The organism is Arthrobacter sp. SDR-2R (genome assembly GCF_057747955.1).
Genome location: NZ_CM173231.1, coordinates 3,096,114 through 3,107,955 on the forward strand (window position 1 = coordinate 3,096,114; position 11,842 = coordinate 3,107,955).

Genomic DNA, 11,842 nt, shown 5'->3' on the forward strand with positions numbered 1-11,842 from the left:
ATCACGGAGCCGGAGCCAGCAGTGCCACGGTCTCAAGGTGGTGGGTGTGCGGGTACAGGTCGAAGGCCCGGAGGCCGGCGAGGTCCCACCCTGAGCGGCGGAAGTAACCCAGGTCACGGGCGAACGACGCCGGGTCGCAGGACACGTAGGCAATGGCACGGGGCTGCGAGGCGACGAGCTGGCCGACGACGGCTTTCCCGGCTCCGGCCCTGGGCGGGTCAAGGACCAGGGCGTCGAAATTCCGCGGTTTCTGGCGCAGGACCCGTTCCACGCGGCCCTGGACCACCTCCACCTGCGGCGCGGAGTGCAGGTTTTTCCGGGCGTCGCGGCTGGCGCCGGGCGCTCCTTCGACCGAGAGCACGGATCCGGTCTCCCCCACTGCGTCGGCCAGGACAGCGGTGAAGAGCCCGGCTCCTGCGTAGAGGTCGGCCACCACGGCTCCGGGGTGGAGGAAGTCTCCATGCCGGAGGAATTCTGTGACAGCCCCCACAAGTGTCCCGGGCGCGTCGCGGTGGATCTGCCAGAAGCCCTCTCCGGTAACGCGGAAATCGTGTCCCTCGGCGGACTCCTGCACCCAGGTCCGGCCGCGGAGCTGTGTCACGTCACCGGTCAGCGCATCAAAGGCCGCCACGGAAACGTCCCCCGGCACTTCCGCAGCAATTGCCCTCAGCCGTTTGTCCTTTGTCCCGGGCGCGGGTGCAAGGAGCACCAGGGGCCGGGAAGCGTTGGCCGGAGCGGCCACCTCAACCCGCTCGATGCCCTGGAGGTCCAGGTCCCACAAGCGCAGCGCGTTGATGGCGTCGCTGGCCAGGGGCATCTCCCGCACCGGGATGATCTGGTTGGAACGGTGAGCGTGCATTCCCAGCCTGCCGCCGGGGGTGACCGAAAAGCTGGCCCGTGTGCGCCACCCAAGGCCGGTGCCGCCGTCGGACTTTTCCCCTACCGCCTCCACGCTGCCCGCCCAGGCGGCGGGCAGCTGCTCAAAGCCGGCCAGCCGGGTGAGCTGTTCGGCCAGGACGTCCGCCTTGAGGCTGCGCTGCCGGGCCAGTGTCATGTGCCCGAACTCCGCACCCCCCACAGGCGGGTGGCCGTGGCCCCATGCCCGGCGGGAATCCGCAGGATGCCAAAAGTGCTCCACCCGGTCGGGGGAAGCCTCGAGCACCTCGAGGACGTCCGCCCGCCAAAACTTGGCGTCGTCCGCTGCATCGGTCAGCCGGACCCGGACTTTCTCTCCCGGGATGGCGTGCCGGACAAAGATGACCCTGCCCTCATGCCGCGCAACACAGTGCCCGCCATGGGCCACGGGCCCGACGGCGAGGACCGCCTCTTCGCCTGCATGCCCGGCAGCGTCCGGTGCCTGCGGCGCGGCTGTTGAAGTTTTTGCGGTCACTGGACGTCCTGGAGGTTCTTTGCTTCTTCGGATGATTTGAGCTGCCACGGAACACTGGCCACCATGACTCCGGGTTCGAAGTGCAGGCGGGTCTTGATGCGCAGGGCGGTCTGGTTATGCACCAGCTGCTCCCACCACTTGCCCACCACGTATTCCGGGATGTAGACCACGATCAGGTCCCGCGGGGAGTCCAGGCGCATTTGCTTGATGTACTCCATGATGGGCGTGACCGTCTCGCGGTAGGGGCTGGCCAGGACGGTCAGCGGGACCGGGATTTCGAGCTTTTCCCAGTCGGCGATGGTGTGGGCCGTTTCCTCCGCGTCGATGTCCACCGTTATGGCGTCCAGCCGGGAGGGCCGGGACGCACGGGCGTAGGCCAGCGCACGCAGGACGGGTTTGCGGACGTGGGACACCAGCAGGACGGCGTGCACCCTGGTGGGCAGGGCCCGGGGTGAGGAGTCCTCATCCACCGCGAGTTCCTTGGCCACGTTGTCGTAATGCGCCCGGATGCTCCACATGATCAGGAAGAGGACGAACATGGCCAGGAGGGCGATCCAGGCGCCCTGTTCGAACTTGGTGATGAGGACGATGACCAGCACCAGCCCGGTCATGCCGAAGCCGATGCTGTTGATGGTGCGGGACTTCATCATCCGGCGCCGGACGGCTTTGTCCTTGGCAAGCTTCAGCTCGCGCCCCCAGTGCCGGATCATGCCGAGCTGGCTGAGGGTGAAGGAGATGAAGACGCCCACGATGTAGAGCTGGATGAGCTTGGTGACGTCCGCGTCGAACGAAATGATGAGCACCAGGGCGCCTGCCGCGAGGGCAAGGACACCGTTGCTGAACGCAAGCCTGTCGCCCCTGGTCCGGAGCTGGCGGGGAAGGTAGCCGTCCTGGGCCAGGATGGAGCCGAGGACCGGGAAGCCGTTGAAGGCCGTGTTGGACGCGAACACCAGGATGACGCCGGTGGCCGCCACCACGATGTAGAACGGGATGCTGCCCGGGCCGAAGATGGTCTGGGCAATCTGGCTGATGGCCGGGTTCTGGACGTATCCCTCCGGCAGCGGGTTCCCGTCGAGCAGGAATTCCGTGGCCGGATCCAGCACGATGTGGACCTTGGTGGCGTTGGCCAGGTAGATGATGCCGGCCAGCATCGCGGCGCCGATCACCCCCAGGAGCAGGAGGGTGGTGGCCGCATTCTTGCTCTTTGGGTGCCTGAAGTTCGGCACGCCGTTGCTGATCGCTTCCACGCCCGTAAGCGCTGCGGCGCCGGAGGAGAAGGCCCGGAGCAGCAGGAACGCGCCGGCCAGGCCCACCAGGCCCTGGTCGAAGCCTTCCGTGGGGACGATGGTGAAGGCCGCCGACGGCGCCTCCCCCAGCTGCCCCGTTGCGGCCTGGAACACGCCCACCGCGGTCATGCCCAGGATCGATGCCATGAAGATGTAGGTGGGGACGGCGAATACGCTGCCCGCTTCCTTGATGCCGCGCAGGTTGACCAGGGCAAGGATGACGACGCCGATGGTGGCGATGACGGCCTGCTCACCGTGCAGTGACGGTACAGCAGTGGTGAGGTACGCCGCTGCCGAGGACATGGACACGGCAACGGTCAGGACATAGTCCACCAGGAGGGCCGAGGCTACCGTCAGCCCGGCGTACTTGCCGAGGTTTACGTTGGCGATCTCGTAGTCGCCGCCGCCCGACGGGTACGCGTGGACGTTTTGCCGGTAGGAAGCGACAACGGTCAGCAGGACCACCATCACCGCCAGTCCCACCAGGGGCGAGATCGCCACGGCGCTCACACCTGCCAGGGCAAGGGTCAGGAGGATCTCGTCCGGCGCGTAGGCTACGGAGGAAAGGGCGTCGGAGGCGAAGATCGGCAGTGCGATCTTCTTGGGAAGCAGGGTATGGGCCAGCCGGTCGTTCCGGAACGGCCTGCCCACCAGCACGCGTTTGACGGCGTTCAGTATTGTCAACACCCCACAAAGCTAGTCTGAATCGCTGACGATGTCATGACGGGCCCCGGCCGGGCCTAACCGGGGCCGTGCCGGTAGAGTTCTAGCTGCACGATCCTGACTTACATATGGAGGAGATACGGTGGCGCATTTCGTGATCATGGGATGTGGCCGGGTGGGGGCAACGCTGGCGCACACGCTGGAGGATGCCGGACATTCCGTGGCCATCATCGACCAGGACGACCGCGCCTTCCGCCGGCTCCGCCAGGGCTTTACCGGACGGAAAGTCACGGGCATTGGCTTTGACCGGGACACCCTCAAGCAGGCCGGGGTGGGCGAGGCCTATGCCTTCGCCGCGGTCTCCAGCGGGGACAACTCCAACATCCTGGCCACCCGGGTGGCCCGTGAGACCTTCCACGTCCCGCACGTCGTCGCAAGGATCTATGACCCGGGACGCGCCGAGATTTACCAGCGCCTTGGCATTCCCACCGTGGCGGCCGTCCGCTGGAGCGCCGACCAGGTGCTGCGCCGCATCCTTCCCGAACAGCACCTCGCGGGCGACTTCCGGGAGCCCTCCGGACGCCTGGTCCTGGCCGAACTGGACCTCGACGCCGGCTGGATCGGGCACCGCATCAGCAGCATTGAGAAGGCTGCCGATGTGCGCGTGGCGTACCTGACCCGCTTCGGCGAGGGCCTGCTGCCCGACGCCGGAACCGCCTACCAGGATGGCGACACCGTGCACGCCATGCTGCAGGTGGACCGCAGCGCCCAGATCGCCCAGATCCTCGCCAAAGCCCCCGCCAAGGAGTATCAGTGAAAGTCGTTATTGTCGGCGCCGGCAGCGTCGGATCGTCCATTGCCCGCGAACTGCTGGCGCACAAGCACGAAATCCTCCTTATCGACCTCAAACCGGAAGTGATCGGGCGCAGCGGCCTGCGGGGCGCCCACTGGCTGGTGGGTGACGCCTGCGAGCTCTCCACGCTGCAGGGCGCGAAGGTGGAAGACGCCGACGTGGTGGTTTCCGCCACGGGCGATGACAAGGTGAACCTGGTGGTGTCCCTGCTGGCCAAGACCGAGTTCGGGGTTGGCCGGACGGTGGGCCGGGTGAACAACCCCAAGAACGACTGGATGTTCAACGATTCATGGGGTGTCGACGTCGCCGTGAACACCCCGCAGCTGATGACGGCCCTGGTGGAAGAGGCAGTGGAGATCGGCGACCTGGTCCGGCTGCTGACGCTTCAGACGGGCGTGGCGTCGCTGGTGGAATTCACCGTCCCGCATGATTCGCACGTGATCGGCATGACCGTGGGCGACATCCACTGGCCGGAGGACGCCACCCTGGTGGCGATCCTGCGGGACCAGGCACCCATTACCCCCAGCCGCGACGACGTGATCGACGGCGGCGATGAACTCTTCTTCGTCACCACCATCGCCGCCGAAGACCGGCTGCGGGAGCTGCTTTCCTCCGCACCCGGCAGCATCGACACCGCCGGCATCAACGGTGGAGAGCAGGCGGGCGGCAGCGCCCAGCCGGCCACCGCCAGCGGATACGGCCCGGTCCCGGAGGACGACGGCTTCGACGGCTAGGTCCGCCGCTGCCCGGGGAGAGGCCGAGGGGGCGGCCTGGCCGTCAGGCGGGCTGGTCTGTCAGGCGGGCTGGTCTGTGCCGGCTTCAGGCTCCGCCGGGGCAGGCCGGGTCACCAGCCAGGCCACCCAGACGCCCAGGATGTACAGGGGGGCGCCCATGATGAGCCGTGTGGTGGCGAGGGCGGCCAGGCCGTCGGTGCCCATCAGGTAGAGGGGCACCTGCACAATGAGCCGGAGCGCCAGGACGCCCACGATGATCCAGGTGCCCAGGCGGTACGCCTTGACCCGGTCAGGTTCCTTACGCCATTCCACGCCCTCATTGCGGATGAAGCCAAAGAGGAGCCCGGCCACGGGCCACTTCACGGCAATAGAGATGACCATCGCCAGGATGTAGGCGGCGTTGGTGAAGAAGCCGGGGAGGTAGAAGTCTTCGGCCTTGCCGGTGGTGTTGGCCAGCCAGGCGGAGATGCCGACGCCGACAATCCCCGCCAGGGCCTGGGTCAGAGGCCGCCGCTGTATCAGGCGGACAACGGTGAACACGGCTGCCGATGCCAGGGCGGCCACCAGTGACAGCGTGAGCTCGCGGGTGATGGTGAACGCCACCAGGAACACCAGGCCGGGAACGATGCTCTCGGCAATTCCCTGCACTCCCCCGGCGCTGCGCAGCACGTCCACCTGCCCGTCGTGGGTGCGGTGGAGTCCCGCTTTGGCGGCGTACCCGGCGGCGAGGCCGGCAACGGGCGATGGACCGGGAGCCTGCGGCCGGCCCTGCTGTTCTCTGCCCGGATGTGCAGGGCCGGACGGCTGTTCGGGCTCTTGCGCGGTCATTCGTTCTCCTGGCGGGACAGTATCTCGTAGCGGGGATTGAATATGGTGGGCATGTCTTCGCCCCGGGCCAGCATCCCCTCAACCCGGATCCGCGCGCCCGCTTCGATGCCCGGCACGCGGCGGCGGCCCACCCAGACGACACGGAGCCGGGGCGGCCTGCCCCGCTTCGGACCAGGGGCCGGACGTTCGGCGTCATCCTGGGACAGAATGGCACTGAATTCCGGGGTCCGGTCGGCAGGAACAAAGGTCACCGATTCAATGTGCCCCTGGCACATGACGCGTCCCTTGTCAGGAAGTTGCTCCAGTCTGGTGATCCGGCCGGACGCATGGACCGGGTTGTTGTGGGGAGACTCAGCCGATCTGGGTAATTTCGGGACCACGTTCGGGCTCCTCCAGGGTGGGCGCGGCGGGCGGAGGAGTGGCGGAGGCGTCCTTCGGCAGCCTCAGCTGCAGGAGGTCCCGCGGGGGCATGGGGCTGTCGCCACGGACCACTACGACCTGCCGGAACAGTGCTTCGAGCGGTTCCGCGGCGGGGCGTTCCAGCGCCGCAGGTCCGCCCAGGACGCCGCGCAGGAACCAGCGGGGACCATCGACGCCGATGAACCGGGCCACGCGGTAGCCCTGGCTCCCGTCCGGGAGCCCGGCAGGCAGCTTGGCCACCAGCTCGGTACCGAAAGCCCCTTCCACCTCTTCAACCTGGCCGCCCTGCGCACCGACCGACTGGCCGATCTGTTCGCGGATCTCATCCCACAAGGTCTCGGTTTTGGGCGCTGCAAAGGCCTGCAGCTGGAGGCTGGAGCCGTCCAGGTCCAGGGTCACCGCCACCACGCGCTGTGTTGCCTCCTCGACTTCGAGGCGGAGCTGAAGGCCCTCGCTGGGCGTGATCAGCAAGGCACCAAGATCCACATAGCCGTCGCGGCTGCTGATCTCGGCCTCATCGAAGGGGCCGTCCTGGCGGCGGGCGGCGGTGGCGGATCCGCTTTCTTCGCCGTCCGCAACCGTGAGCTCGTCGGCCGGCTCTGCCGGCTCTTCACTCTTTGCTTTCCTGCCGAACCCAAAGACCATGGGTGACTCCTTAATTCTGGAAAAGTGCCAGTCCTGAAACCTGCCGGCGAAACTTTGGAGGTTCCGCCGTCGTGCATGCCGGCGTGGCTGCGGGTGCAGCCTGAAGGTCAGGCTCCGGGGACGCTGAACCCGCCGGTGGAACCGAAGCCTCCGGTGCCCCGCACGGATCCGCTCAGTTCGCTGACAGGAATGAATTGGGCGTGCTCCACCCGCTGGATAACCATTTGGGCAATTCTATCGCCGCGCCGGAGCTCAATGGGCTGGGACGAATCGGTGTTCAGCAGTGTTACCGAGATCTCGCCCCGGTAGCCCGCGTCAACGGTGCCGGGGGCGTTCACGATCGTCAGGCCATGCTTGGTGGCCAGGCCGGAGCGGGGGTGGATCAGCGCCACGAACCCATAAGGAAGGGCAATGGCCACGCCGGTGGGGACCAATTTGCGCTCACCGGGCATCAGGACCACGTCCTCGCGGGCGCGGAGGTCTGCGCCGGCGTCGCCCGGATGTGCGTAGGACGGTGCTTCCAGCTCAGGATCCAGCATCTTCAACTGGACCTGCAGGGTGGGAGCGGCGGTGGCGGGCAAGGCTGCGTCCGGGACAAGGTCTACCGTGGCGGGATGATCAGTCACAGTCACTCACTCTAACCCGCGCCCCCAAATCACTCCTAGGGAGACTCCCGGGGAGGCCGGGCCGCAGAGCCTGTCCCAAGGTGAAATAGCCGGCCAAAGGTGGAAAGCTTGGGCTATGCCCGATTCAAGCTCGCCTGCGTCCGTTCCCAGCACACCCTCTGCCGGGACACCTGTTGTCTACAGGGAGAAGCTGTGGCCCAACGCCTGGATCTGGATCATCGCGGCCGGCGTCTCCGCAGCGGGCATCCTGGTTTTCGCCCCCATCAGCATGGCGGCAGGCTACACCGCGGCATTGGTGCTTTTCGCCATCATCGCGGTCCTCCTGGTTGTTTCCACCCCCGTCATTTCGGTCACGGCTGACACCCTCACCGTTGGAAGGGCCACCATCGAACGCCGTTTCGTCGGCGCTGTGCAGCAGTTCAAGGCCGGGGAGGCGACCGCGGAACGGGGCACCCGGCTCAACGGGCTCGCCTACCTGTGCATCCGCGGCTGGATCGATCCCGTTGTAAAAATCGAGATCACGGACCCCGCCGACCGGACCCCCTACTGGCTCGCCTCGACCCGCCATCCGGACCAGCTGACGGCAGCCCTGACGCGGCACTGACGCCGCCGGGGCCGCCGGTCCTTGCGCCCGCACGCACCTTTCGGGCCTGCTTCCAGCGGAAAATGACGGCGCGCCCTGCTCCTTGAGCCAATTCCCCGCCGCCGGGTGGCAGAGTTTCGATTGATAGTAATGCCAGGGTGGAGGATTTGTATGCAGGATCTACGGCTTGTAGGCGTGCACGACGACGGGACGCATCTCCTGTTAAGCGGGCCCGGCGGCGAGATGTTCCAGCTGCCGATCGATGAGGCCCTCAGGACGGCCAGCCGGTCCACGGCCAGGCCGCGGACGGAGAGGCCGGCCGTTCCCATGTCCCCCCGGGACATCCAGGCACGGATCCGTGCCGGTGCCACGGCTGCGGACGTCGCCGAGCTGTCCGGGATGCCGCTGGCCAAGGTGGAGCGTTACGAGGGCCCTGTCTTGGCGGAGCGCGAATATGTGGCCCAGCAGGCGCGGAAAGTTGAAGTCGCGGCGCCTTCCCCCGGCCACGACGTCTACCGGTCCGCCTTCGGCGACAACCCGGCAACGCTGGACGACATGGTGGCCCACCGCCTGTCCGCCCACGGCATCGACCCCTCAACCGTGGAGTGGGACTCGTGGCGGCGCCAGGACGGTACCTGGACTGTCTCAGCAAGCTTCGAAGCCAAGCCCGGGGGTACCTCGGGAATCGGCGAAGAACCTCCTGCACTGTGGACCTTCAGCCCGGCACGGAAGTCCCTGCAGAACACCAACCGCTGGGCGCAGCAGCTGAGCGAACTTGAACCGCTGGACGGGCCCGTTCCGGCCCGCCGCCTCACCGCGGTTTCCGACCGCCCCTTTGATTTCGAGACGGACGCGGATGCGTCCAGGACGTCGCCGGCCGGCCAGGGAGTGCCCGTGCAGGATTCCGGCAAGGAATCCGACGGCCTCCTTGACATGCTCCGCTCCCGCCGCGGCCAGCGCCTGGGCGTAGATGAGGATTCCGACGACGCACTGGCGCTGCTGCTGACCCATGGCGTGCCCGCTGCCCACCCGCGCCCTTCCGAGGTGGCGGCTGAACCGGAGGCCGGGGAGACGGAACCGCAGGATGACCAGCGGGATGCGCCGGCAGCCCAGGGCGACTCCTTCATCAGGCGCAGGGACACCAGGCCTTCCATGCTGTCGAGGCTCAGCATCCTTCCGCCGCACCGTGACAGCCACGATGATGCGCTGCGGCTTCACGACGGCGTCAGCACCGACACGAGGGAAATCACCATTGCGGCGTCCCCGCAGAAGCCCGCCGGTCCGACTCCCGGGGCTGGTTCCGGAACTTCCGGCGGCGCCGGGCTGGACGAGCTGCTGGGCAGCAATCCCCGCCGCCCGGCGGCGAAGCAGGAAGACGCTTCCCCCTCCACCGGACAGCTGCCGGAGACTGAGGCGCCGGAACGGCCCGCACGGCCCAAGCGGTCCAGCGTGCCGTCCTGGGACGAAATCGTTTTTGGCACGCGGAGCGACTAGAAGCTCTCTCCCCGCACCGATGATGGCATTGGCCGCGTTACGCACGGGCGCGTGCTAGGCTCCCCACCACACGGCCGCTTCACATAGCGCAATCACCAGGAGGTCTGCGGTGCCGGACACAACCTGCCACATGTCCATCTCCCTGGACGGTTTCGTCGCCGGGCCGGACCAAAGCCGCGACAACCCCTTGGGTAGACGCGGCATGGAACTGCATGCGTGGCACCTGGGCGACCCCCGGGCCAACGACGCCGACAAGGTGGCCAGCGAATGGCTTATGCGCCCGCGCGGCGCTTATGTGATGGGGCGGAACATGTTCGGCCCTATCCGCGGAGACTGGGACGGGGAATGGAGCGGTTGGTGGGGACCCGAACCGCCCTACCACGCGCCAGTGTTCGTCCTCACGCATCATGCCCGCGACTCCCTCCAGATGGAGGGCGGGACGACCTTCCATTTCATCACCGACGGCTTCGATGCCGCCTACGCTGCCGCCCGTGACACCGCCGGGGACAAAGGCGTGGACATCGCCGGCGGGGCGTCTACCGTCCGGCAGGCGCTGATCGCGGGAGTAATCGACGAACTCACCCTCGACATCGCGCCGGTGCTGCTCGGGTCAGGGGAACGGATTTTCGACGGCGTTGAATCCTTCGGCTTTGAACCCGCCGAAGTGCTCCACTCGCCGCTGGCAACGCACATCCGCTATCGCCGCGTACACTGACGGCCGCCACGTTCACGTACGGCGACATGCTCCAAAGGCTCAAGCGCTGAGGTATTCCTGAAGTGCCTCTTCGAGGAGGCTTCGTTCGCCGGGCAGGAATCCTGGCGGCCACTTTGGTGGTTCCCAGTCCTGGTGTTCGCTTGTGTAGTGGCGGCCGGTGGGTGAGGTCCAGCCGGGTGGTTTGTTTTTGCTGGCCGGGGTGGGTTTCCAGGCGGTGGTGTGCCGGAGCCGGTGGTGTTTCGGGCAGGGCTGTCCCAGGTTGCTGATGCCGGTGGTGCCGCCGTGGTGCCAGGCGAGGAGATGGTCGGCCTCCGTGTCCAGGGAGGTGTTGCTGCAGCCCGGGAACGGGCATTTCCCGTCCCGCATCCGCAGCCAGGCCCGCATCGCCCTGGGAACCCGGTAACTCTTCCGGCCGATCTCCAACGGCGCCCCGTCCCGCGGGTCCACCAACACCCGGTAAAACGAGGCCGCCCCGTCCGCGACCAGTCGCCGCGCCATCGACGCCGGCACCGGACCATACCCGTCCAGCATCGCCGGCTCATCGGTCAGGCCCATCAGCGCGAACACCGGAACCGTAACCAGCACCTCGGCGCGGACCGGCGACGGCCGGTGGCCAGTTCCCGATGCGGCGCTGGTACCGCTGCCGCTGGTGCCGGCGCCCGGCCCGGCAGCAGCCACGACGCCGGCAGTGGCACTGGCACTGGCACTGATGAGACTGGTGCTGCCGCCCCGGGTGTTGCCGCCTCCGAGGATCGCTGCGGCGAAATTGTCGGCCCGCAGCTGGGGCATGGTCCTGTCCTCGGCCGGCCCCTGCAAACCCCGTGCGGCAGCGGTGAGCCGGTTCCACCCAGACATGGCCTGGTCCGCGGGCAGGTACGCGCCCAGCCACGCCATCCCGTCCCGGTCCGCCCGGAACTCCACCCGCCGCTCCGCCACACCCCTGGCATGCCGCTTCTCGATCGATTCGGCGTGGTGGCGTTCCCGCCAGGTCCGGGCCTTGACCCGGAACCGGTGCGCCGGCAGCTCCCCAACCGGGCAGCCGCGGGCCGGGTCATGTGCGTCCAGGTCAGGGGCGTCCGGGTCCGGTGTATCGGGTGGCAGGAAATGCGCCTCCAACGCCGCCGCCCCCGCCACATCAAGACCCGCCGTCTCATCTGCCATCACTATCGCGTGCTGCCACGACAGGGTCCCGGACTGCAACGCCTCCAAAGTCCGCGGCAAGCTGCTGGTCAGGGCGTGGGACGTGGCCAGGAACGACGCCGCCGCCCGCGGACCCAGGGCCAGCACGCACCCGATCTCCGCCGCGACCGCCATCTCCTGCGCCACCACCGGCGCCCCCGGCCCCGCCACAGCATGCGCAGCCTCCGCGTACCCCACCGCAGCCTTCGCCTTCACCCCCGCAACCCGCGCCTCCACCTCCCGGGCCCCGGCAAGAATATCCAGGCAGCCATCGGCCAGACCGGCCAGCGGATCAGCATCCGCGAACGCCTCCAGACCCGCCCCGTCCACCTCAGCCTGAAGCACAGCAAGGGCAACACGGATCTCCTCGAACGCCCTCACCGCCGCCGCCTTCCCCATAAACCCATCATGGCAAGGGGGTCCGAC

12 protein-coding genes are annotated in these 11,842 nt (G+C 67.8%); 5 read left to right on the forward strand and 7 right to left on the reverse strand.

Features of this window, described 5'->3' with window-relative positions:
* Window position 1 precedes the first annotated feature (1 nt).
* Window positions 2–1,390 carry a TRAM domain-containing protein gene (locus tag AC3ANU_RS14340; protein ID WP_134164370.1) on the reverse strand — a complete coding sequence of 463 codons (1,389 nt, stop codon included), beginning with the start codon at window positions 1,388–1,390 and terminating at the stop codon, window positions 2–4.
* The gene (locus tag AC3ANU_RS14345) at window positions 1,387–3,363 is read right to left on the reverse strand and encodes an APC family permease (RefSeq protein ID WP_043425214.1); all 1,977 of its coding nucleotides are present in this window, start codon (window positions 3,361–3,363) and stop codon (window positions 1,387–1,389) included. Before AC3ANU_RS14345 ends, AC3ANU_RS14340 begins: the two co-directional genes overlap by 4 nt.
* Before the next feature lie 118 nt (window positions 3,364–3,481).
* On the opposite strand from AC3ANU_RS14345, the gene AC3ANU_RS14350 reads away from it, so the two are divergent.
* Together AC3ANU_RS14350 and AC3ANU_RS14355 are read left to right on the forward strand one after the other, a co-directional pair.
* Window positions 3,482–4,156, forward strand: a complete 675-nt coding sequence (locus AC3ANU_RS14350; RefSeq protein ID WP_018770736.1) for a potassium channel family protein — start codon at window positions 3,482–3,484, stop codon at window positions 4,154–4,156.
* Entirely contained in the window at window positions 4,153–4,926 is a 774-nt protein-coding gene (locus tag AC3ANU_RS14355) for a potassium channel family protein (RefSeq protein ID WP_018770735.1), read from the forward strand. Before AC3ANU_RS14350 ends, AC3ANU_RS14355 begins: the two co-directional genes overlap by 4 nt.
* Before the next feature lie 60 nt (window positions 4,927–4,986).
* Here the strand turns inward: AC3ANU_RS14355 and AC3ANU_RS14360 are convergent, their stop codons facing one another.
* From AC3ANU_RS14360 to dut, 4 genes are all read right to left on the reverse strand, one after another.
* The gene (locus AC3ANU_RS14360) at window positions 4,987–5,754 is read right to left on the reverse strand and encodes a DUF3159 domain-containing protein (RefSeq protein WP_018770734.1); all 768 of its coding nucleotides are present in this window, start codon (window positions 5,752–5,754) and stop codon (window positions 4,987–4,989) included.
* Window positions 5,751–6,005, reverse strand: coding sequence for a single stranded DNA-binding domain-containing protein (locus AC3ANU_RS14365; protein WP_346656251.1), 255 nt, complete (start codon window positions 6,003–6,005; stop codon window positions 5,751–5,753). Before AC3ANU_RS14365 ends, AC3ANU_RS14360 begins: the two co-directional genes overlap by 4 nt.
* Before the next feature lie 100 nt (window positions 6,006–6,105).
* On the reverse strand, window positions 6,106–6,819 hold the full coding sequence (locus AC3ANU_RS14370) for a DUF3710 domain-containing protein (protein WP_018770732.1): 714 nt from the start codon (window positions 6,817–6,819) through the stop codon (window positions 6,106–6,108).
* Between the two features lie 107 nt (window positions 6,820–6,926).
* Complete coding sequence (gene dut, locus AC3ANU_RS14375; RefSeq protein ID WP_018770731.1) at window positions 6,927–7,445, reverse strand: dUTP diphosphatase; 519 nt, start codon at window positions 7,443–7,445, stop codon at window positions 6,927–6,929.
* A gap of 115 nt (window positions 7,446–7,560) precedes the next feature.
* On the opposite strand from dut, the gene AC3ANU_RS14380 reads away from it, so the two are divergent.
* The 3 genes from AC3ANU_RS14380 (at window position 7,561) to AC3ANU_RS14390 (ending at window position 10,237) form a co-directional block, all read left to right on the forward strand.
* Window positions 7,561–8,049 carry a DUF3093 domain-containing protein gene (locus AC3ANU_RS14380; protein WP_018770730.1) on the forward strand — a complete coding sequence of 163 codons (489 nt, stop codon included), beginning with the start codon at window positions 7,561–7,563 and terminating at the stop codon, window positions 8,047–8,049.
* 150 nt (window positions 8,050–8,199) lie between these two features.
* On the forward strand, window positions 8,200–9,522 hold the full coding sequence (gene sepH, locus AC3ANU_RS14385) for a septation protein SepH (protein ID WP_134164373.1): 1,323 nt from the start codon (window positions 8,200–8,202) through the stop codon (window positions 9,520–9,522).
* A gap of 109 nt (window positions 9,523–9,631) precedes the next feature.
* Window positions 9,632–10,237, forward strand: coding sequence for a dihydrofolate reductase family protein (locus AC3ANU_RS14390; protein WP_026265995.1), 606 nt, complete (start codon window positions 9,632–9,634; stop codon window positions 10,235–10,237).
* Between the two features lie 39 nt (window positions 10,238–10,276).
* Here the strand turns inward: AC3ANU_RS14390 and AC3ANU_RS14395 are convergent, their stop codons facing one another.
* Window positions 10,277–11,815 (reverse strand): HNH endonuclease signature motif containing protein, encoded by a 1,539-nt coding sequence (locus AC3ANU_RS14395; RefSeq protein ID WP_488314758.1) that lies wholly within the window; start codon window positions 11,813–11,815, stop codon window positions 10,277–10,279.
* Between the last annotated feature and the right edge of the window lie 27 nt (window positions 11,816–11,842).

What these genes read in the sequence shown, in the direction of transcription:
- AC3ANU_RS14360 (WP_018770734.1), bottom strand. Translation starts at nt 5,754, where the DNA reads ATGACCGCGCAAGAGCCCGAACAGCCGTCCGGCCCTGCACATCCGGGC.
- AC3ANU_RS14370 (WP_018770732.1), bottom strand. Translation starts at nt 6,819, where the DNA reads ATGGTCTTTGGGTTCGGCAGGAAAGCAAAGAGTGAAGAGCCGGCAGAG.
- AC3ANU_RS14380 (WP_018770730.1), top strand. Translation starts at nt 7,561, where the DNA reads ATGCCCGATTCAAGCTCGCCTGCGTCCGTTCCCAGCACACCCTCTGCC.
- sepH (WP_134164373.1), top strand. Translation starts at nt 8,200, where the DNA reads ATGCAGGATCTACGGCTTGTAGGCGTGCACGACGACGGGACGCATCTC.
- AC3ANU_RS14395 (WP_488314758.1), bottom strand. Translation starts at nt 11,815, where the DNA reads ATGGGGAAGGCGGCGGCGGTGAGGGCGTTCGAGGAGATCCGTGTTGCC.